Annotated in this window: 23 protein-coding genes; 19 read left to right on the top strand and 4 right to left on the bottom strand. The window is 57.4% G+C overall.

Features of this window, described 5'->3' with window-relative positions; translation table 11 throughout:
* Positions 1-11: 11 nt before the first annotated feature.
* A complete protein-coding gene (locus NCG89_RS04810; protein ID WP_251088635.1) occupies positions 12-2,003 on the bottom strand; it encodes an SDR family oxidoreductase in 1,992 nt (663 codons plus the stop codon).
* Positions 2,004-2,059: 56 nt separating this feature from the next.
* Positions 2,060-3,451 (bottom strand): wax ester/triacylglycerol synthase family O-acyltransferase, encoded by a 1,392-nt coding sequence (locus NCG89_RS04805; protein ID WP_251088634.1) that lies wholly within the window; start codon positions 3,449-3,451, stop codon positions 2,060-2,062.
* A 242-nt stretch (positions 3,452-3,693) separates the two neighbouring features.
* Here NCG89_RS04805 and NCG89_RS04800 point away from each other — a divergent pair, with 242 nt between their 5' ends.
* The 5 genes from NCG89_RS04800 to NCG89_RS04780 all read left to right on the top strand — a co-directional run bounded on the left by NCG89_RS04800 (position 3,694) and on the right by NCG89_RS04780 (position 6,492).
* On the top strand, positions 3,694-4,362 hold the full coding sequence (locus NCG89_RS04800) for an NUDIX hydrolase (RefSeq protein WP_251088633.1): 669 nt from the start codon (positions 3,694-3,696) through the stop codon (positions 4,360-4,362).
* Between the two features lie 99 nt (positions 4,363-4,461).
* A complete protein-coding gene (locus NCG89_RS04795; protein ID WP_251088632.1) occupies positions 4,462-4,953 on the top strand; it encodes an EF-hand domain-containing protein in 492 nt (163 codons plus the stop codon).
* A 24-nt stretch (positions 4,954-4,977) separates the two neighbouring features.
* Entirely contained in the window at positions 4,978-5,541 is a 564-nt protein-coding gene (locus NCG89_RS04790; protein ID WP_251088631.1) for an RNA polymerase sigma factor, read from the top strand.
* Positions 5,531-5,968: a hypothetical protein gene (locus NCG89_RS04785; protein WP_251088630.1), complete on the top strand. Its 438-nt coding sequence runs from the start codon at positions 5,531-5,533 to the stop codon at positions 5,966-5,968. The genes NCG89_RS04790 and NCG89_RS04785 overlap by 11 nt, the downstream gene beginning before the upstream one ends.
* Complete coding sequence (locus tag NCG89_RS04780; protein WP_251088629.1) at positions 5,965-6,492, top strand: periplasmic heavy metal sensor; 528 nt, start codon at positions 5,965-5,967, stop codon at positions 6,490-6,492. Before NCG89_RS04785 ends, NCG89_RS04780 begins: the two co-directional genes overlap by 4 nt.
* A 38-nt stretch (positions 6,493-6,530) precedes the next feature.
* On the opposite strand, the gene NCG89_RS04775 is transcribed toward NCG89_RS04780, so the two are convergent.
* Positions 6,531-7,163, bottom strand: coding sequence for a transglycosylase SLT domain-containing protein (locus NCG89_RS04775; protein ID WP_251088628.1), 633 nt, complete (start codon positions 7,161-7,163; stop codon positions 6,531-6,533).
* Positions 7,123-8,847, bottom strand: a complete 1,725-nt coding sequence (locus NCG89_RS04770; RefSeq protein WP_251088627.1) for a proline--tRNA ligase — start codon at positions 8,845-8,847, stop codon at positions 7,123-7,125. Before NCG89_RS04770 ends, NCG89_RS04775 begins: the two co-directional genes overlap by 41 nt.
* A 101-nt stretch (positions 8,848-8,948) precedes the next feature.
* Between NCG89_RS04770 and NCG89_RS04765 the strand changes: the two genes are divergently transcribed.
* From NCG89_RS04765 to NCG89_RS04700, 14 genes are all read left to right on the top strand, one after another.
* The gene (locus tag NCG89_RS04765; protein WP_251088626.1) at positions 8,949-9,380 is read left to right on the top strand and encodes an HIT domain-containing protein; all 432 of its coding nucleotides are present in this window, start codon (positions 8,949-8,951) and stop codon (positions 9,378-9,380) included.
* A gap of 11 nt (positions 9,381-9,391) precedes the next feature.
* Entirely contained in the window at positions 9,392-10,615 is a 1,224-nt protein-coding gene (lhgO, locus tag NCG89_RS04760; protein WP_251088625.1) for an L-2-hydroxyglutarate oxidase, read from the top strand.
* A gap of 199 nt (positions 10,616-10,814) precedes the next feature.
* Positions 10,815-11,255 carry an HU family DNA-binding protein gene (locus NCG89_RS04755; protein WP_251088624.1) on the top strand — a complete coding sequence of 147 codons (441 nt, stop codon included), beginning with the start codon at positions 10,815-10,817 and terminating at the stop codon, positions 11,253-11,255.
* 214 nt (positions 11,256-11,469) lie between these two features.
* Positions 11,470-11,751: an FmdB family zinc ribbon protein gene (locus NCG89_RS04750; RefSeq protein ID WP_251088623.1), complete on the top strand. Its 282-nt coding sequence runs from the start codon at positions 11,470-11,472 to the stop codon at positions 11,749-11,751.
* Between the two features lie 43 nt (positions 11,752-11,794).
* Positions 11,795-13,564, top strand: coding sequence for an aspartate--tRNA ligase (gene aspS / locus NCG89_RS04745; RefSeq protein WP_251088622.1), 1,770 nt, complete (start codon positions 11,795-11,797; stop codon positions 13,562-13,564).
* 467 nt (positions 13,565-14,031) lie between these two features.
* Positions 14,032-14,559 (top strand): crossover junction endodeoxyribonuclease RuvC, encoded by a 528-nt coding sequence (gene ruvC / locus NCG89_RS04740; RefSeq protein WP_251088621.1) that lies wholly within the window; start codon positions 14,032-14,034, stop codon positions 14,557-14,559.
* 33 nt (positions 14,560-14,592) lie between these two features.
* A complete protein-coding gene (gene ruvA / locus NCG89_RS04735; protein ID WP_251088620.1) occupies positions 14,593-15,195 on the top strand; it encodes a Holliday junction branch migration protein RuvA in 603 nt (200 codons plus the stop codon).
* A 12-nt stretch (positions 15,196-15,207) separates the two neighbouring features.
* On the top strand, positions 15,208-16,269 hold the full coding sequence (gene ruvB, locus NCG89_RS04730) for a Holliday junction branch migration DNA helicase RuvB (RefSeq protein WP_251088619.1): 1,062 nt from the start codon (positions 15,208-15,210) through the stop codon (positions 16,267-16,269).
* Positions 16,266-16,679, top strand: coding sequence for a tol-pal system-associated acyl-CoA thioesterase (ybgC, locus tag NCG89_RS04725; RefSeq protein ID WP_251088618.1), 414 nt, complete (start codon positions 16,266-16,268; stop codon positions 16,677-16,679). Before ruvB ends, ybgC begins: the two co-directional genes overlap by 4 nt.
* Before the next feature lie 3 nt (positions 16,680-16,682).
* Entirely contained in the window at positions 16,683-17,357 is a 675-nt protein-coding gene (gene tolQ / locus NCG89_RS04720) for a protein TolQ (protein ID WP_251088617.1), read from the top strand.
* A gap of 12 nt (positions 17,358-17,369) precedes the next feature.
* On the top strand, positions 17,370-17,804 hold the full coding sequence (gene tolR, locus NCG89_RS04715) for a protein TolR (RefSeq protein ID WP_251088616.1): 435 nt from the start codon (positions 17,370-17,372) through the stop codon (positions 17,802-17,804).
* 4 nt (positions 17,805-17,808) lie between these two features.
* Positions 17,809-18,567 carry a cell envelope integrity protein TolA gene (tolA, locus tag NCG89_RS04710; protein ID WP_251088615.1) on the top strand — a complete coding sequence of 253 codons (759 nt, stop codon included), beginning with the start codon at positions 17,809-17,811 and terminating at the stop codon, positions 18,565-18,567.
* Positions 18,567-19,859: a Tol-Pal system beta propeller repeat protein TolB gene (gene tolB / locus NCG89_RS04705; protein WP_251088614.1), complete on the top strand. Its 1,293-nt coding sequence runs from the start codon at positions 18,567-18,569 to the stop codon at positions 19,857-19,859. Before tolA ends, tolB begins: the two co-directional genes overlap by 1 nt.
* Positions 19,860-19,948: 89 nt before the next feature.
* On the top strand, positions 19,949-20,437 hold the full coding sequence (locus NCG89_RS04700; RefSeq protein WP_251088613.1) for an OmpA family protein: 489 nt from the start codon (positions 19,949-19,951) through the stop codon (positions 20,435-20,437).
* The last annotated feature ends 3 nt before the right edge of the window (positions 20,438-20,440 follow it).

Here is a 20,440-nt window from a genome sequence, read left to right as displayed (position 1 = left end):
ACAGTGCTGGATTAAACGTGAATGCCCTTGAGCATATTGGCCAATGCGACCTGCTCGTTGGAGGCCTCGGCCTTTTGGGCGGTTTCCATTTGGCCTTTGGCGGCAGCGGAATCCGGGAAGGTGCGAAACACCCGGTTCATAATGATTTCGGTGGCTTTTGGCATCACCGCATTGAGCACCTGCATGGACACGCCAAGGCCGGTGGCAATCCGCTTGGGCCGTTCGATAATGGCGTCGGCGATCATGTCGGCGGCCTCATCTGGCGACAGGGTGGGCACTGCGCTGTAGATCGAGGTGGGGCCAATCATGGGCGTACGTACCAACGGCATATTGATGGTGGTGAAGGCCACATTACGATCGGAAAACTCGGCCGCTGCGCTGCGGGAGAAGGCATCCAGCGCTGATTTTGAGGCGGAGTAGGCCGAGAATCGGGGCGAGGCACCCACGATCACCGCAATGGACGAGATATTGATAATCTGCCCCTGGCGTCGGGCCAGCATGGATGGAGCAAAGCCCATAATCAAGCGAATGGCGCCAAAGTAATTGAGTTGCATAGTGCGCTCAAAGTCGTGGAAGCGATCGAAAGTCAGCTCCAGCGAGCGGCGAATGGAGCGGCCGGCGTTGTTGATCAACACGTCGACGTGGCTGTGATTTTCCAGCACCGTGGCCACCAGCTGGTCACAGGAATCCAGGTCGGATACGTCGCAGCTGTAGGCGACGCTGGTACCGCCGCGAATGGCGATCTCCCGCTGGGTTTCCTTGAGTTTGTCCAGGTTGCGGGCGACCAGGATGACCTCGGCGCCAGCGGTTGCCAGTTTTAGCGCGGCCGCTTTGCCGATGCCTGACGAGGCGCCGGTAATCACCACGACTTTGCCTTCAACGTGTTTTTGCAGGGTGCGATCTACCCGGCGTTCGTCATCCAGGTTGCGCTCCCAGTAATCCCACAGTTTACCCGCATAGCTCTCCAGCGGCGGCACGCTGATGCCGCTGTCGCGCAGGGCCTTTTCGGTTTGGCGACTGTCAAAGCGGGTGGGCATATTGAGAAAGCCCAGGGCAGCCTCGGGAATGCCCAGATCTTTCAGCGCTGCCTGGGTGAGATGTTGGATTGGCGGCAGTTTGCCGAGCATTTTGCTCAGGCGAAACGGCATTTTGTTGAGCAGTTTCGGGTCAACGCGCATTGCCATTTTGGGCGCGTGGGCGGCGCGGGCGAAGATATTCACCACGTCGCCTAGCCGCTGACCGCGCGGGTTGGTCAGGTGAAAGCAACGTCCATCCAGGTCGGGCTGATGGGACAGGTAGTCCATGGCGTCAACCACATAATCCACCGGCACAATATTCATCTGGCCGCCGTCGATACCCATCATTGGCACCCACTCGGGCACATTGTTGCGCAGCCGCTGAATGGCCTTGAAGAAATAGTAGGGGCCGTCCACCTTGTCCATCTCACCGGTGTTGGAGTCACCCACCACCATGGCGGGGCGGTAAATTCGGTAGGGGAGTTTGCACTCATTGCGCACCAGGGCTTCGGAGTCGTGTTTGGTGCGAAAATAGGGGTGCTTCAGGCCGGTGGCCTCCTCGAACATGTCCTCTGTGAAGGTGCCCCGGTAGAGTCCGGCCGCGGCAATGGAGCTGGCCAGATGGAAACAGCCTGCCTGCATGGTTTCGGCGGCAGCGATGGCGTTGCGAGTGCCCTCGGTGTTGGCTTGCTCCTGGCTTGCTGCATCGGCTTTGAGATCGTAGATCGCGGCCAGATGGTAGAAGTGCTTCACGGCGCCTTTCAGGGTGGCCATATCCTTGCTGCTGATGCCCAGCTTGGGCTTGGACAGGTCGCCGTTGATTGCGACCAGACGATCGGCGCTGAGGCCTGTTTTCTCCAGCAGGGCTTTGTACTTTTGCTTGGACCCGCGGCGAACCAGGACATAAATCGTGCCCTCCCGGCGGCTAAGTCGTTCGATCAAAAACCGGCCGATAAATCCGGTGCCACCCGTGACAAAATAACTCATTTGCAATCTCCTACTGTTTGCGGCCCCGCGGGCATCTTTTATTGTCAGTTTGCGTGCTACGTCAAGCCAACCGCTTGCTCAAGTTCGCTGAAGGCATCGTGAATATACTCTCCCAGCCGCCCCAGATCGGGCATGGCTGAGCTGGCGACCAGCCCAAAGTGCAGGCGGCCATCGTAACTGAACAGGGTGATATTCAGGTGGTTGTTCGGTGTCAGGGTGCTAATCGGATACATCTCTTCCAGTCTGGCCCCTTTCAGGTATAGCGCCTCACTGGGCCCGGGCACGTTCGATACCAGGGTATGGCCTAGGGGCGGAAGTACATCACCAAGATTTAGCGTCTCAGCAACCAGCGCCAGACTGCCTAACAGAATAGTGTAGGCGACAATGGAGCCGGCGGGCACGCCGTCGATCTGATAACGAACATTGCGCAGGGTGAAGCCGATTTCCCGCAGACGCTCGTAGGGGTCCGTGGTTTTGCTCGCCAGTTCCACCAAGACAATGCCAATTTTATTGCCCAGGCTGTCGTCGCCGTCCTGGCGCAAATTCACCGGCATTTGAATGGTGATGGGCTGGTCGATATCGGCATTGCACGACTGCAAGTACTGGTGCAGGGCGCCATCGATGCAGGTCAGGGCGATGTGATTCAGCGTTGAGCGGGTGTGCCGACGCAGGCGACCGATGCGCTCCATGGGCACAGAGGCGGTGGCGATCTGGCGACCCGCGGGAACCTGGCCATTCAAAGGTGTATTCGGGGTCGCCTTGAAAGGCACGGCGACTGCGTTTTTTGTCAGGTTTGCCAGCTCCAGGCCCAACTGCGTGCTGAGTTTACTCAGGCCGAGGGCGGCGCGCATGTAGCTGCCCGAGCGGCTTGCGGCGGTGATGGCGTGGTCCAGAAAAGGGCGGGTCTGTTGGTCGCGCCTGGCCCTGTGGCCGGGTTTTAAATGGGTCCAGATAGGTGCCAGGGTTTTGGCTGTTGCCGAAGTATTCAGAGATTTGGCCAGCCAGCGGGCCATGGTCATGCCATCGGCATAGGCGTGATGCACTTTCACGTAGAGGGCAAAACGGCCCGGATCGATACCTTCGATCACGTGGAATTCCCACATGGGCCGGTCCCGGCGCATTTTGGGGCTATGCAGCTGGCCAACCAGTTCGTACACCGCATCGCGGAAATCGTCACCCTCTACCTGATGGAAATGCAGGTGATCGTCGATATTAAAGTGAAAGTCGGTTTGCCAGTGGGGTGGTCTGAACAGACCGGCGCTGATGACCTGATTGAAGGGAGCGCGAATATCCTGGGTCTCGCCGAGATATTGGCGCACGGTGCGACGGACAAATTCCTTGCCGGCGTTGGCGGGCTTGCGGAACAACATCATACCGCCCACATGCTTGGGGCTGGCATCGGACTCGGTCAGCAAAAATGCCAGATCCATCATCGACAGGGTTGTCATGGAGTAATTCTCTCCCGTAAGTTGTGCCGTTGTCCGGGCTGCTACGCCTTTGGTCAGCCGGGTGGGCGACCCTTCACTGGAGCCAATTCGCCCGGTCGTGTGCCCCGACTTTCCTGTAGTCTAGGCAGTTAATTGTGGCTTCGCTATTGCCCAATTCGTCGGTGTTATTGATTTTTAGGCCAATCCCGGAGGCGAGCTCGGCCACCTACCAGGGCTTGATAGAACAACAAGAAGGAAGGTTCATGCAAAAAGAAGCGAAACGTGCGGCCACGCTGGTGCTGGTGCGCGACAGCGACGAGGGTCTGCAAACTCTGTTGTTAAGGCGCCATCCGCAGATGAAAACGGCCGCGGGGTTTTGGGTGTTTCCCGGCGGCGCAATGGACCCCGAGGACGGTCCTCTGGGGGAGGAGGAACCGATGAGTGCCATGCGAGCGGCCGTGCGCGAAACCAAGGAAGAGGCCGACCTCGATATTGGCCTGGACGACCTGATCATGGTGTCTCACTGGACGACACCCAGCGGTTATCCCTTTCGGTTTGCTACCTGGTTTTTTCTGGCTGAGGGCAGCGATGCTCCGGTCACCGTGGATGGTGACGAAATGGATCAGGCCATCTGGGCGGTGCCCAGCTATTTTCTGGCCGGTCATGAGCGGGGCGAGATGCCGATGTTGCCTCCGACGGTGGTCACCTTGACCGAGTTGTGTCAGTGCGCAGATGTGGCAGCGGTGAAAGATTTTTACCGAGGCCGGGCGGCGCCCTTTATTGAGCCCCATCGTGCCAAGACAAAAGAGGTGTTGTGCATGCTTTACCCCGGCGATGTGGGCTATGAGACCAGCGATCATACTCTGGCCGGCCACCGCAATCGCAGTTACTGCGAAAATGAGGTGTGGCGCTATCAGTTCGGCGACGCGTAATTTTGCAATCTGGTGCCAACCACAGCGAAGGATTTTTGCTCCAGGGGTGTTTAACAGATAACGGCCGTTAAAACCCCCCGTTTTCAGGAGTGAGAAATTATGTTGAATACCAAAAATATTGGCACTGCGGTGCTGCTGTTGGCGTCGATGGCGGTGTATGCCGCGTCTGGTCAAGGTGCTGCTGGAGAAGGCGCTGCCGATGCCGGTCCCATGAAGGAAAGAATGGGTAAGCCTATGGCGCGCTTTGACACCAATGGCGATGGCGTCGTGAGCGCAGAGGAAATTGCCGAGCATCGCCAAAGCCGATTCAGCGAGATTGATGCTGATGGTGACGGCTTCATCACCGATACAGAGCATGACGCCTACAAAGAAAAATTGCGCAAGCAGCGCGGTTTGGTTGCTCGCGCCGATAGCGACGGTGACGGCAAAGTGTCTGCCGAGGAGTTTGCAGCCCAGTCAGACAAGATGCTCGCCCACCTCGACAAGGATGGTGATGGCAATATTGAGCGCGGCGAAATGCGTCGCCACCACGGTCGCGGAGATTGCGATGGCAAGGGTGGTAAGCGCGGTAAAGGTGATAAAGACAGCTAATGGTGGGAGAGGGTCGTCGTATTGATGCCGGTAACTGATGGCCAATTAATGCGGCGGCTCGCTGCTGGCGATCAACAGGCCTTTGCCCTGTTGATGCACCAGCATGCCCAGCGTGTGCTGAACGTGCTTTACCGAATTGTGCTGTCCCAGGAGGAGGCTGAAGACCTCTGCCAGGAGGTTTTCGAGAAGCTCTGGCTTCAGGCTCCTCAATGGCAGGATAAGGCGCAGGTGTCTACCTGGCTGTACCGGGTTGCCCACAATGCGGCCCTCAACCATCGGCAGCGTTTTCAGGCTCGTCACCTGGTCGACACCGATGAGGCGGTCCGCGCCAGTGATGAACAGGTTGAGCAAAGCGAATCGGCCGGTGAACAGCGTGATCAGGCTCAGCGCCAGCAGCGAATCGAGTCGGCATTAGCGGGGCTGCCCGAGGCGCAGCGTGCGGCGGTGGTGTTTCGTTATTACCAAGGGCTGCCGGTGAAGGATATTGCAGAAATTATGGAAACCAGTCCCAAAGCGGTGGAGTCGTTGCTCAGTCGCGCCAAACCCCAGCTCAAAGCCCGATTGGGAGGAGTGCTTGATGCCCTTTGATCAACGCTTTCAAAACCTGTTACGTGACTATGGCGGGGCGCCGAAGAGGTGGCCGGTCGGATGGCGCCTGTTGTGGCGATTGGTGTTGTGTCACCAGGCAGATTTAGCCCGTCAGCTTGCCAGCGCTCAGGCGGAGGAGCGCCAGCTCGGCCAGATGATGTCCGCTCTGCCTGAACTGGCGATCAGCGATGATTTTCAGGCGCGATTGATGGCGGTGACTTCCCGCCGTCAGGTTCAGCCGGTGTCGAACCGTTGGCAAGTTTCCGCCTGGGGAATGGGCATGACGACGGCGTTGGCCTCGGTCATGCTCGGCTTTTTGTTGGGCGCAGGCGGCCTGCTGGCGCCCCTGGATAACCCGGATGGTTTTGAGTTTGATAGCGACGCCACCTATGAGGTGAGCGACTGGTTGTCGGAGGACGCAGAATGAAAGGGAGCAAAGGGCTGATAATCGCGCTGCTGGTGTCGCTGGTGGTCAATGGCGTGATGATTGGCATTTATGTTGGCCAGAAAGTATCGGGCCGCGACCGCTGGGCGGTGCGCGAGATGAACCACAAGTTTCTGAAGGGTGCCCCCACGGAGTTCAATGACGAAATTCGCCAGGCCATGCGTGAGCAGAAGGACGAAATGCGGCAGTCCTTTCGCGATTTGCGCGAGGCGCGCCGGCAGATGGTCGATCTGCTGAAGTCCGAGTCGGTCACACCCCAACAGCTCGCGGCGGGCTTTGCGGCGGTGCGCGCGGCGGAAGAGGAAATGAAGGGGCGCTTACATACGGTGCTGGCTGAGGTGCTGCCACATATCCCGGTGGAGAATCGCCTGGAGGTCGCTAAATGGCACGACAAAAAAATGCAGGGCAAAGATCGCTCCGGCCCGCCGCGGGACAAGCACGGTGATCGGGATAAGCACCGTGAGCCTCAGTTTCCACCCCCGCCACCGGCAGAGCCTGAGTCATGAAGGCGATTTGTGACGGGTCTTTAGGCTCTAACAGGCCCTTAGATACCGCTGAGTTCGCCCATATACCAGCGTTTGCGCCAGCGTTGCAGCACCCGGTCGGGATACCAGTTTTTGCCGAGGCTGCCGTTGTAGCGGGCCAATGCCCGGCGCAGATCGCCGGACTCTTTCTGAATGTAAAACTGAAGGATGTGGCAGCCGTAGCGCAGGTTGGTTTCCATCCGAGTCAGATTATCCTCAGGCCGCCCGATCTCGGCCTTCCAGAAGGGCATCACCTGCATCAAGCCCTGGGCGCCCACCCGGGACACGGCGTACTGGTCAAAGTAGCTCTCCACCTCAATCAAGGCTAACACCAGCTCTGGGTTGAGGTCGGCGGCACTGGCCTCTCGGTGAACCAATCGCAGGAATTCGAGGCGCTGCTGTGGGTCGCTGATAAAGGGTTGCAGGCGGCCAGACATGTCCAGCAGCCAGACCTCCGCGTCGAAACGATCGTCAAAGCTGTCCGCTTTGGCGATGGCCAGTTTGAGGTGCTGGCGCAGCTCCGCCCGATCCTGCTCGGCAACAAAAGTGCTGGCCGCCAGCGGCGAGGCAAACAGCACCAGCCAATACAGCGCCGCGAGGGCGGCCCAGCACTTAGCCGGCCAGTTGCAAATCGATAAAGGCCAGAATCTCATCGCTGGCAATATCCTGGTTGTCGCTGGCGGGACGGTGTTTGTACTCGAGTTGGCCTTTTTCAAGGCCGCGATCACCCACCACAATACGGTGCGGAATACCCAGCAACTCGATGTCGGCAAATTTAACGCCGGGGCGCTCGTTGCGATCGTCGAGGATCACGTCGTAGCCCCTGGCCAGCAACTGGGCATAGAGTTCATCGGATTTTGCTTTTACCGCCTCAGACTTCTGGTAGTTGAGCGGGACGATGGCAATCTGGAAGGGGGCGATGCTGTTGGGCCAAATAATGCCCTTGTCATCGTGATTTTGCTCAATGGCCGAGGCAACCACCCGGGTCACGCCGATGCCGTAGCAGCCCATGATCATGGTTTGCTCTTTGCCATTTTCGTTGAGCACATTGGCCTTCATGGCCTCTGAATATTTTTTGCCCAACTGGAAGATGTGGCCGACCTCGATCCCGCGCTTGATGAGCAGGGAGCCTTTGCCGTCGGGGCTGGGGTCGCCCTCAACCACATTACGCAAATCGGCAATTTCGGCTTCGGCAAGATCGCGCTGCCAGTTGACGCCGGTCAGATGATAGCCGTCTTCATTGGCGCCACAGACAAAATCGGCGCAGTGGGCGGCGCTGCGATCGGCGATGCAGCGCAGGCCGATGCCAACCGGGCCAATAGAGCCCGGCTTGCAGCCCAGGGTTTTGGCAATATCTTCTTCGCTGGCGAAGGTCAGCGGGCTGGCCACACCGGGGATTTTTTCTGCCTTGATTTCATTCAGCTGGTGGTCGCCGCGCACCAGCAAGGCAATCAAGTCTTGCTTGCCATTTTCATCGGCATCGCCGTAAACCAGCAGGGTCTTCACAATGGTAGCGGCCGGGCAATTCAGCTGTGCAGCCACTTCTTCAATGGTGTGGGCGCCGGGGGTGGCGACTTTCTCCATGGCAGCGCTGGCAGCGGGTCGGTCGCCAGAGGGTGCCAGGGCTTCGGCCATTTCGACGTTGGCTGCGTAGTCTGAGCTGTCAGAGAAGGCAATATCATCCTCGCCGGAGGACGCCAGCACGTGGAACTCATGGGAGCCGCTGCCGCCGATGGAGCCGGTGTCGGCAATAACGGGACGGAAGTCCAGGCCGAGGCGGGTGAATATCCGGGTGTAGGTGGCGTGCATCACGTCGTAGGTTTGCTGCAGTGACTCCTGATCGTTATGAAAGGAATAGGCGTCTTTCATGATGAATTCTCGGGAACGCATCACGCCAAAACGGGGGCGAATTTCGTCGCGGAATTTGGTTTGGATTTGGTAGAAGTTCGCGGGCAGTTGCTTGTAGCTCTTGATCTCATTGCGAATCAGATCGGTAATCACCTCTTCATGGGTGGGGCCCAAGCAGAAAGCCCGGTCGTGGCGGTCACCGATGCGCAGCAGTTCGGCGCCGTACTGTTCCCAACGGCCAGATTCCTGCCACAGCTCAGCGGGCTGCACCACCGGCATCATCACCTCTTGGGCGCCGCTGCGATCCATCTCTTCTCTGACAATGCGCTCGACCTTGCGCAAAACGCGTAGGCCCATCGGCATCCAGGTGTAGAGACCCGATGCCAGCTTGCGTATCATTCCTGCCCGCAACATGAGTTGATGGCTGATGACTTCAGCGTCGGCGGGGGTCTCTTTAAGCGTTGCGATAAGGAACTGGCTAGCGCGCATGGTATTTTTTTGCCTGCTTTTTAGTGGGTTTCTGATGGGGCGAAATTCAGAAGCGCATTCTACGATTGATCGTCAGCCCGGTACAGGGCGGGGGAGATAGCATGTTTACTTTGGACCAAACCTTGGCGCGGGACTGCGCCGTGGTGGGCGACCTGCCACTGTGTCGTTTGCTGCTGATGAACGACAGTCAGTATCCCTGGTTGATACTGGTGCCCCGTCAGGATGGGCTGCGGGAGATTTGCCAGCTCGACGATGACCAGCAGGCAAAATTAATGAACGAGTCCAACCTGGTCAGCCACATTCTTCTACAGGAGTTCGGCGCCGAGAAACTCAACGTGGCTGCATTGGGTAATATGGTGCCGCAGCTGCATTTGCATCACATTGCCCGCTACGCCGGTGACCCAGCCTGGCCAAAGCCTGTTTGGGGCGCATTGCCCCCCAAGCCCTATTCGGCTGATGCCCTGGAAGAGCGGTTGGCGCGCTTGCAGCGCTCACTGGCTGCTGTCGGTTCGCCACTGAGTTTTCCGGCGTAATTGGCGTGGCAGTGGGGGTTGCGCCAGTCCTGTCAGATAAGCTAGAGCACGTCGACGCGATCATTATTGGTGCCGGGATAGTCGGCGCTGCCACCGCCTGGCATCTGCAGCAGCAGAGGCCACACTGGCGCATCGTCATTCTGGAAAAGGAAAGCGACCCGGCTCAGCACCAAAGTGGTCATAACAGCGGTGTGGTCCATGCCGGGGTGTATTACGCGCCCGGCAGTTTAAAGGCCCGCTTTTGCCGTGAAGGTCTTGCGAAAACACTGGCCTTTTGCGACGAGCACGATATCAAGTATCGGCAGTGCGGCAAATTGATTGTGGCCCGGGACCAATCGCAGCTGGCGACGCTGGAGAGTCTTCGCCAGCGCGCGCTGGAAAATGGCTTGCAAGTGAGCGGGCTCAGTGGTGCCGCTCTCAGGGAGCGAGAACCCAGGTTGGTTGGCAGTGCGGCGATACATGTTGCCGATACGGCGGTGGTGGACTACCGCCAGGTGACTCGCAAACTGCTTTCGCTATTTGAGCAGGCCGGTGGCAGCGTGCGCTGCGGCGAAAAAGTTGTTGTGTTAGATGAAGATGCCCGGGGTGTGTCGGTCGAAACCACGGTGGCATCTCTTCGCTGCGACCGTCTGATCAACTGCGCCGGGCTTGCGGCGGATCGCCTGGTGCGGCTGATGGGTTTGCCCTGCGACTTTCAGATTATTCCCTTTCGGGGCGAGTTCTACCGCCTGGGGGCGCGCTGCAGTAACTGGCTTAATCATCTCGTTTACCCGGTGCCAAATCCGGCATTGCCCTTTCTCGGGGTGCATCTGACGCTGACGGTGGGCGGTGACATTACTGCGGGACCCAACGCAGTGTTGGCCTGGGCTCGGGAGGGCTATCATCGCGGCGATGCCGATCTTGGTGACATTGTCGATATGATGCGCTTCCGGGGCTTCTGGCGGCTGCTCTGGCAACATTGGCCTGCGGGTATTCAGGAAATTCTTAACTCTTACAGTCGACGTCGCTATGCCCTTCAATTGCAGGGCTATTGCCCGGACATCATGCCTGAAGATCTGCATCCTCACCCTGCTGGGGTTCGCGCGCAGGCGGTGACATTGGGAGGGGAGCTAATGCATGACTTTCATTTTGTTCGCAGCCCGCGAAGCCTGCACGTTGGCAATGCCCCCTCTCCGGCGGCCACTTCGGCACTGCCGATTGGGGCTCATATCTCCGCTCAAATTCTGGCGCAATAAACCTGGTGGTGGCGGTAAAAGTCGGCTTTTATAGGGTATTTGCGCAGATTTGCTCGTTTCACTCTTGTATTGCAGTAGCTGATGGACTATACGTACACGCTAGCATTGTCCCGGAGGTGGTTTGTGGGCTTCGCGCTTGCACCGGGTGTTGCTGAATTTCGGCAAATAAAATCTGATCTCGTGTAAAGGACAAACAATTATGGCGACTAAAAAAGCTGCTGCGAAGAAATCGGCTGCGCCTAAGAAGGCTGCTGCCAAGAAAGCTCCTGCTGCGAAAGCTGCTCCCAAAAAAGCTGCGGCCAAGGCCGCTCCCAAGAAGAAAGCAACCGCAATCACTGAGAAAATGACCAAGACTCAAATTCTCAATGAAATTGCTGCCAACACTGAGCTGAGCCGCAAACAGGTGACTGCGGTGCTGGACGAACTGGAGGCCTTGATTGAACGCAGCATCAAGAAGCGCGCCCTGGGTGAGTTCACCATTCCCGGCCTGATGAAAATCACCACCGTTAAAAAGCCTGCCACCAAGGCTCGCAAGGGCATCAACCCCTTCACCGGGCAGGAAACCACCTTCAAAGCGAAGCCCGCCAGCGTTGCTGTTAAGGTGCGTCCGCTGAAAAAGCTCAAGGATTTCGCCGCCTAAGGCTGATCTCCTGCGATTGCCGGGCCCGAGCGGCCCGGCATGTCCCTCCCTCCACAGTAAATCCCCTCGTCCTTTTTCGCCCAAGCATTTTTCGCCCGCTGTCCTTTGGGGTATAATCGCGCTCCTTTTTTTGAGGTCCTGGTTGGGCATGCTCTGCTCGAGATCGCCGCACCTGGGCCGCGTCACTTGGACTTTTTGAGTTGAGGGCGTTCCAATGCCGATATACGAGTACGCTTGCGGGGCCTGTGGCCACGAAATGGAAGCATTGCAAAAAATGAGCGATGCCGCGCTGACGGAGTGTCCAGCCTGTCGTCAAGCCAGTCTGGTCAAGAAGATTTCCGCGGCTGCCTTTCGATTGAAGGGGGGCGGCTGGTACGAAACGGATTTTAAATCGGGCGGGACCAAAAAGAATCTGGCTGGCGACAGCGATGCCGCGCCAAAGGCCAGCAAGGAAAAAAGCGCGCCTGCCAGTGGCGCTGCAGCGTCCGATAGTTAGGCGATTAGCCAAAAGCAAACAAATCATAGCGAGAACAAAACTCATGCGCAGTCATTATTGCGGGAGCCTGACCAAGGCGTTTATCGATCAGGAAGTCACCCTGTGTGGATGGGTGGACCGCCGCCGGGATCACGGTGGGGTCATCTTTCTGGATATGCGCGACCGCGAGGGGATTGTGCAGGTGGTCTTTGACCCCGATACGGAAGCCTCCTTCGCCCTGGCGGACAAGGTCCGCAGCGAGTATGTGCTGAAAATTACCGGTCGGGTTCGGGCCCGGGATGGCGCCACGGTGAATGCCAATATGGCCACGGGCGAAATCGAAGTGCTGGGTAAGCAGCTTGAGATCCTTAATGAGGCGGCGACACCGCCTTTCCAGCTGGACGACCACACCAATGTGGGTGAGGACGTGCGCCTGCGCTACCGATACCTCGATCTGCGCCGCCCCCAGATTGCCGATAAATTGCGCCTGCGTGCCAAGGTCACTTCGGTGTTGCGCAGTTATCTGGATGCCGAAGGTTTTCTGGATATTGAGACTCCCATCCTCACCAAGACCACCCCGGAAGGTGCCCGCGACTACCTGGTGCCCAGCCGGACCCATGCCGGGAAGTTTTTTGCGCTGCCCCAGTCCCCCCAGCTGTTCAAACAGCTGCTGATGGTGTCGGGCTTTGACCGCTACTATCAAATCGCCAAGTGTTTCCGGGATGAGGACCTTCGCGCCGACCGCCAGCCCGAATTTACCCAGATCGATATCGAAACGTCCTTTATGGACGACCAGCAGATTATGGCCGTCACCGAAGGCATGATTCGCAATCTGTTTGCCGATGTCCTTGATGTGGATTTGGGCGACTTCCCCCAGATGCCCTACGCCGAGGCGATGTCTCGTTTCGGTAGCGACAAGCCCGATCTGCGGATTCCGCTGGAGATGGTCGATGTTGGCGATCTGATGGCTGAGGTGGAATTCAAAGTGTTTTCTGGCCCTGCCAAGGATCCCAAGGGTCGGGTGGCGGCGCTGAAAGTGCCCGGTGGCAACGAGGCGCTGACCCGCAAACAGATTGATGACTACACCAAGTTCGTCAGTATTTATGGCGCCAAAGGGCTCGCCTATATCAAGGTTAATGACAAGAGTGATCTTGAGGGCGGTCTGCAATCACCCATTGTGAAATTCCTGCCGGAACCGGTTCGCGCCGCTATTCTGGACCGGGTGGGCGCCGACAACGGCGACCTGATTTTCTTCGGTGCAGATAAGGCCAAGATTGTTAACGAAGCGCTGGGTGCCCTGCGCTGCAAGCTGGGTGAAGACCTGAACCTGTACACCGCCCAGTGGGCGCCGTTGTGGGTTGTCGACTTTCCCATGTTTGAAGAAGACGACAAGGGTGGCTGGACTGCGCTGCATCACCCATTCACCGCGCCAGCGTGCAGTGTTGAGCAATTGCAGGCGGCCCCCGGCGAGGCACTGTCTATTGCCTACGACATGGTGCTCAATGGCACCGAGTTGGGCGGAGGCTCGGTTCGTATTCACCGCCAGGATATACAGCAGGCCGTGTTCCAGATTCTCGGCATCGGTGAGGCAGAGGCCGAGGAAAAATTTGGCTTCCTGCTCGATGCGCTGAAATACGGCGCGCCGCCCCACGGCGGTCTGGCCTTTGGTTTGGATCGCCTGGTGATGCTGATGAGTGGTGCCAAATCCATTCGCGATGTGATCGCCTTCCCCAAAACCCAGACCGCGGCGTGTGTCATGACCGACGCACCGGGTGATGTGGAGAGCAAGCAGCTCACCGAACTGAATATCCGGGTGCGCAAGCCCGAAGAATGATCGGGTCCATGCCTTCTTTGCGCCGCCTTCGGGCGGCGCAGGCGTTTTAGCCAGGCGTTTTAGCCCAGGCGTTGTCAGGCTAAAGCGCGGTTGCGGGTAGCAATGCACTCCGGAGTCGTTTTTCTCGCCGCAACCGAAACGCGTGAATGATTGATCCGATCTGTGTCAGGCCCCGGGTCAGGCCTCCCTTGCGGGTTCTGGCCCTTGGCGCCTCGCCCGGCGCCGGGCGCAGAAAAATATTTTCCGCCAGCCGGTCTCCCTCATGTCTTTATTCACAGAGTTCTGTGCATAATAGCGAGCATGTTTTCAGGTCGCGCCCCTTCTATGGGATGGCGAATCTGCTGCGGGTTGTTTCAAGGGCGGGTTTGTGCCGCTGCCTGGTTGTCTCCTGAAGTTTGCCCCCGTTTTCGTCCCTGGCTAGCCTGACCCTGTGTCCCGCCTGCTGTCGGGGCTGCGTGTGGACGATTATGACGATCATTTTAGGGATTGACCCAGGCTCACAGAAAACCGGCTTCGGCGTGATTGAATCCGATGGTAACCGGCACCGCTATCTGAGCAGCGGTGTTATTCGCCTTCCCCTAGTGGCGCTGCCCACCCGTCTCGACACCATTTTTAAAAGCCTGAATACCATCATTGACGAATTTTCACCGGATCAAGCCGTGGTGGAAGAAGTGTTTATGGCCAAGAGCGCCGGCTCTGCCTTGAAGTTGGGGCAGGCGCGAGGGGCTGCGGTGGTGGCCTGTGTCAGTCGCGATATCACGGTGGCGGAGTACACGGCCCGGCAGATCAAGAAAGCGGTGGTCGGGACCGGGGCTGCGAGTAAGGAACAAATTCAAGAGATGGTTAAATTGTTGCTGTCACTCCCCGCTGCCCCCCAGGAAGATGCGGCGGATGCGTTGGCGGCGGCCATCTGTCACGCTAATGCCGGTGGCAGCCTGGCCAAAATGGCCCTGCCGGACGCCGCCGGACGCATGCGCCGCGGCCGCCTGAAGTAGTTTGATAACCGTAACTGGATAAAAGGAACTGGGATGATAGGTAGATTGCGTGGCGTGTTGTTGGAGAAACAGGCGCCCGAAATCCTCATCGACGTGAATGGTGTGGGCTACGAAGTGCTGGTGCCGATGACCACGCTTTACAGCCTGCCCCCGCTGGGACAGGAGGTGAGTCTTTACACCCAGTTTATTGTTCGGGAAGATGCCCAGCTATTGTTTGGCTTTGCCGACACGGCATCTCGTGCGTTGTTCAGGGATTTGATAAAGGTTAATGGTGTTGGCCCCAAACTGGCGCTGACCGTGATGTCGGGCATCGACAGTGATGAATTTGTTCGCTGTGTGCAACATGGCGATACCGCCGCCCTGGTCAAACTGCCGGGGGTGGGGAAGAAAACGGCGGAGCGCTTGGTAGTCGAAATGCGCGACCGCTTCAAGGACTGGGTGCCTGCAGCGGGAGCCGCCGTTGCCGCGACACCTGCGCCCCGAGGCCAAAACCACGAAATTGCCGAGGCTGAGGCCGCGCTCGTGGCCCTGGGATACAAGCCTCAGGAAGCGAGTAAAGCGATTAATGCCCTGGAGGTTGAGGGCAAGAGCAGCGAGGAGCTTATCCGCGCTGCGCTCAAGAGTATGATCCGTTAACCGGGCGAGCTAATGATAGAAGTCGATCGACTGGTGGCTGCCGATGCCACTGATACCACAGAGGCGCGTTTTGACCGGGCGATACGTCCGAAGGCGCTAGGTGACTATATTGGTCAGCCCGCGGTGCGTGAGCAGATGGAGATTTTTGTGCGCGCTGCCCAGGGGCGGGGCGAGCCTTTGGATCATACCTTGATTTTTGGACCGCCGGGGCTGGGAAAGACCACCCTGGCCAATATCCTCGCCAATGAAATGCAGGTATCTCTCAAAACCACCTCGGGTCCGGTGTTGGAAAAGGCGGGTGACCTGGCGGCGTTGATGACCAATCTTGATGCGGGTGATGTGTTATTCATCGATGAAATCCATCGCCTTAGCCCCCACATTGAAGAGATTTTGTATCCGGCAATGGAAGACTATCAGCTGGATATCATGATCGGCGAAGGGCCCGCTGCGCGTTCAATCAAGCTGGACCTGCCACCATTTACATTGGTGGGAGCGACCACCAGAGCCGGTCTGCTCACCTCGCCATTGCGCGATCGTTTTGGCATCGTGCAACGGCTGGAGTTTTATGGGGTTGCTGATCTTGCCACTATCGTCAGCCGTTCGGCCGCGATCCTCGGTATCGAAATTGACGGTGCGGGCGCGAAGGAAATTGCCTGCCGCTCCCGGGGTACTCCGCGGATCGCCAACCGCCTGCTGCGGCGAGTGCGCGACTATGCCGAGGTGAAGGCAGATGGCCGGGTCACCGCTGAGGTGGCTGACAAGGCGCTAAATATGCTGAACGTGGACAACAGTGGCTTTGATCATCTGGATCGCCGCCTGCTGTTGGCGATGATTGAGAAGTTTGATGGCGGCCCCGTGGGTATCGACAGTTTAGCGGCGGCGATCAGTGAGGAGCGCGGCACCATAGAGGACGTGTTGGAGCCCTATTTGATTCAGCAGGGGTTTATTATGCGCACACCCCGGGGCCGGGTGGTAACGGCAAATGCCTACCGTCACTTTGGTCTGCCGGGTGCGAACTCGGAGCAAGGCGCGGCAGGTGCGGGTGATGGTAGCGACACAGGGCAGCTGTTTTGAGTGATTTTTCCATTCCGGTGCGGGTATATATAGAAGACACCGATGCGGGCGGTATTGTTTATCACGCCAACTACCTGAAATTCATCGAGCGTGCGAGAACGGAGTTTTTGCGGGCCAAGGGCTTCGATAAAGCGGCACTGTTTGACGATGAGCTAATGTTTGTCGTTTCCGCAATGAATGTTAAATATTCACATGCGGCTAAACTGGGTGAAGAATTGATGGTCACAGCCAGAGTATCGGCACTGGCCAGAGTCAGCATGGAATTTGAACAGCGAGTTTTTTTCCGCGATAGAGAACTGTTTTCCGCCTCGGTGCAAATTGCCTGTGTGGATCGCTCTACGCATAAGCCGAAGCGCATCCCGGCGACATTGATTTCCGCGTTAGCGGGTTTATCTGAAAAGGAGAGTTAAAACGTGGGACATGAGCTTTCCATATGGCAATTGGTAAGCCAGGCCAGCCTGTTTGTACAAGCAATCATGCTGATACTGCTGCTGGCGTCTGTCGTATCCTGGTACCTCATCGCCCAGCGGGTGATGTATTTCAATCTGGCCGACCGGGAAATGCGCCGTTTCGAATCCCGGTTCTGGTCCGGTGTCGATCTCAACACCATGTACAACGAAGGTAGCGATACTGCCCAGTCGGCCATGGGCATGGAGTCGGTTTTTCGGGCGGGCTTTAAGGAATTTACCCGTCTGGCCAAAAAGCGCATTGATAACGACGCCATGATGGAAGGTTGCCAGCGGGCAATGCGTGTGGCCCTGTCTCGGGAAGAAGAGGACATGGAGCACAGCCTGCCGTTTCTGGCGACCGTCGGCTCAACCAGCCCCTATATCGGCTTGCTCGGCACTGTGTGGGGGATTATGGGGTCCTTCCATGGCCTGGGTCAGGTACAGCAGGCAACGCTGGCGACGGTAGCGCCCGGCATTTCAGAAGCCCTGGTGGCCACCGCGATGGGCCTGATCGCCGCGATTCCGGCAGTGGTGAGCTTTAACCGCTTCTCGTCGAAGGTCGACAGCTACGCCGGCAAGTACGAAACCTTCATGGAGGAGTTTTCCAGCATTCTCCACCGTCAGGTTCACTCTCGCTGAGGAGCAATAGGAATGTCTCGGCGAAATAAACGCAAGCCCATGTCGGACATCAACGTCGTGCCTTACATCGACGTGATGCTGGTATTGCTGATCGTCTTTATGGTGACGGCGCCGTTGTTGGTTCAGGGGGTACAGGTAGATTTGCCCAAGGCGTCCACCGAGCCGGTGCCGGAAAACGATGACGAGCCGATTGTGGTTTCCGTCGACAAGGCGGGTCAGTACTATGTCACACTAGGTGATCCGGACAAGCAGGGCGAGCCGGTGGAACTGGCTTCCATTGGTGAGCGAATGGAGAAAATTCTGCGCAACAAGCCCAAAACACCGGTGATGGTGAAAGGGGACAATGCGGTGAATTATGGCAGTGTGGTTGCAGCGATGGCTGTTCTTCAGGGGGCAGGCGCAGAATCCATTGGCCTGATCACTGAGGAGCCGGGCAGCGGGAAATAGCGACATGTCGTCGGAATTCAAGCTCGTTCCTTTTGCGGTCACATTAGTCCTTCATACTCTGGTGATTTTGTTTTTGCTGGTGGGTATGCCGGGCAGTAGTGAGCCGCTGCAGATCAAGCCAAAGCCAAAGGTGATTCAGGCAAAACTGGTGCTGGAAAAGCCCAAAGCCAAGGCTGCGTCCAAACCGGCGCCGCCCGCGCAAAAGCCAAAACCGGTGATCAAGCCTAAACCGGAACCCAAGCCGGAGCCCAAGCCAGCACCGAAGCCCAAGCCCAAACCGGAGCCTAAGCCCAAGCCAAAAGGGCCGACACCGGAGGAGCTTAAGAAGAAGCAGGAACAGGAAAGGAAGGAGCAGGAGCGCAAGCAGCGCGAGCTGGAGGAGCAGATCCGCCGGCAACAGGAGCGCGAGCTGGCCGATGCACTGGCGGCGGAAGAGGATATTGTCGATGACGCTGAGCAGACCTCGACCTATGCCGACCTGATTCAGGCGTTGGTTGAGCAAAACTGGACGCCGCCGCCAACAGCGCGCAATGGCATGGTGGCGGTGGTGCAGATTAATACCATTCCCACCGGGGATATTGTTAATCAGTACATTGTAACGAGTAGTGGTAATGCCGCCTTTGACCAGTCGGTGATTTCGGCCATTGCCAAACTGGGAAAAATTGACGAACTGGGTGACCTGGCCACGGAAGATATTCGCACCTACGAGAAGAACTTCCGCAGTTTCCGATTTAAATTTGCTCCAACCGAATTGAGGCGATAATGCTAGTAAGAATCTTGTCATTGATCATTGCACTGAGCCTGGCAGGCTTTGCCCGGGCTGAGCTGGTTATCGAAATCAACAAGGGAAATGATGATCCGCTGCCCATCGCTATTGTCCCCTTCGGTTGGGATCCCGGTTTGTCGGTCTCTGAGGATATTGCCGCGGTGGTCGAGAGTGACTTGCACCGCAGTGGCTTGTTCGAGCCGCTGAGCCGCAACGACATGCTGAGCCGCCCGACTGCCTCAGCCGAGGTTTTCTTTAAAGACTGGAAAAGTCTTGGGGTGGATTACGTGACGGTAGGCACGTTGAAGTCAGCCGGAGGGGATAACGTGATCGCCCAGTTCGAGTTGCTGGACGTGAATAGTCAGCGGCTAATTCTCGCAGGAACCGAAACGGGTAGTCGCAACGACCTGCGCTATCTCGCCCATACCATTAGCGACCTGATTTATGAAAAACTCACAAATATCCGTGGTGCATTTCGTACACAGCTGCTCTACATTTCCGCCGTCAGAGAAGGTGATAACCGCGTCCGCTACCGGCTGTTGAAAAGTGATATTGATGGTGCCAACGAAAAGGTGCTGTTTGATAGTCGGCAACCCATCATGGCCCCTACCTGGGCACCAGACGGCAAGAAAATTGCTTACGTATCTTTCGAGACCTCCCGTCCCGCGATCTATATCCAGGATCTCGGGACCGGTGCGCGTCGCCAGATTACTAATTTCAAAGGATTGAATAGCTCGCCGGCCTTTTCGCCGGATGGCAGCAAGATGGCGATGGTGTTATCCAAGGATGGAAGCCCTGACGTTTATATTATGGATTTGGCCACCCAGGAGCTGCAAAAGGTGACCAACCATTTTGCCATCGATACCGAGCCCGCTTGGGGCCCCGATGGCAAAACACTTTACTTCACCTCGGATCGGGGCGGTAAACCTCAGATTTACAAGGTGGAATTGGCAACAGGTTATGTCGAACGGGTCACGTTTGACGGTGATTACAATGCCCGCGCCCGGGTTTTGCCGGACGATTTGGGCTTGGTTATGGTACATAGAAGACGCGGTGACTTTCACATTGCGGTGCAGGATTTCAAACGTAACCGGGTTGAAATCCTGACCTCAACCGCATTGGATGAGTCGCCGAGCGTGGCACCGAATGCCAGTATGCTATTGTACGCCACAAAGCATAACGGCAACGGTGTTCTCGCAGCAGTATCGGTGGATGGTAACGTGAAGTACCGTTTGCCATCCCGATTCGGAGATGTGCGTGAACCGGCTTGGTCGCCTTTTCTGCATTAATGATGTAGCCGGAAATGGAATGTCCGTGGAGGCATGCTGATCGCATTGCTACCCGGTTTGTTTAATCAAAATGTGATGGGAAAAATGCTATGAACTACCAAGGTAAAATGTTTTTCGGTGTCGCTTTACTGAGCGCTCTGCTGGCTGGTTGTGCGTCCACCGATTCTGACAGCAGCGGCCAAGCCGGCGACGGCATGAGCACCTACGTCGACAAAAAAGACACCAGCTCCAGCTACCAGACCGAAGTTGATCCGGCTAGCCTGGCCACTGTCTTTTACTTCGACTTTGACCAAGCCACTCTGGACGCCAAAACCCGCGGCGACCTGGATGCGCAGATTGCTCGTCTGAAGAAAACCACTGGCCCGATTCGCCTGGAAGGTCATGCTGACGAGCGCGGCACCCGTGAGTACAATATTGCGCTGGGTGAGCGTCGTGCCAATGCCGTTGCTGATTACATGGCAATTAACGGCATTCCCCGTTACCGTATCGAAACGGTAAGTTACGGTGAAGAGCGTCCTGCAGCTTTCGGTCAGTCCGATAGCTCTTACGCTAAGAACCGTCGTGTTGAACTGAAATAAGTG

The organism is Spongiibacter taiwanensis, from assembly GCF_023702635.1.
Classification (GTDB): domain Bacteria; phylum Pseudomonadota; class Gammaproteobacteria; order Pseudomonadales; family Spongiibacteraceae; genus Spongiibacter; species Spongiibacter taiwanensis.
Note: the sequence above shows the minus strand (reverse complement) of the source record. Positions and strands in the feature narration are given on the sequence as shown.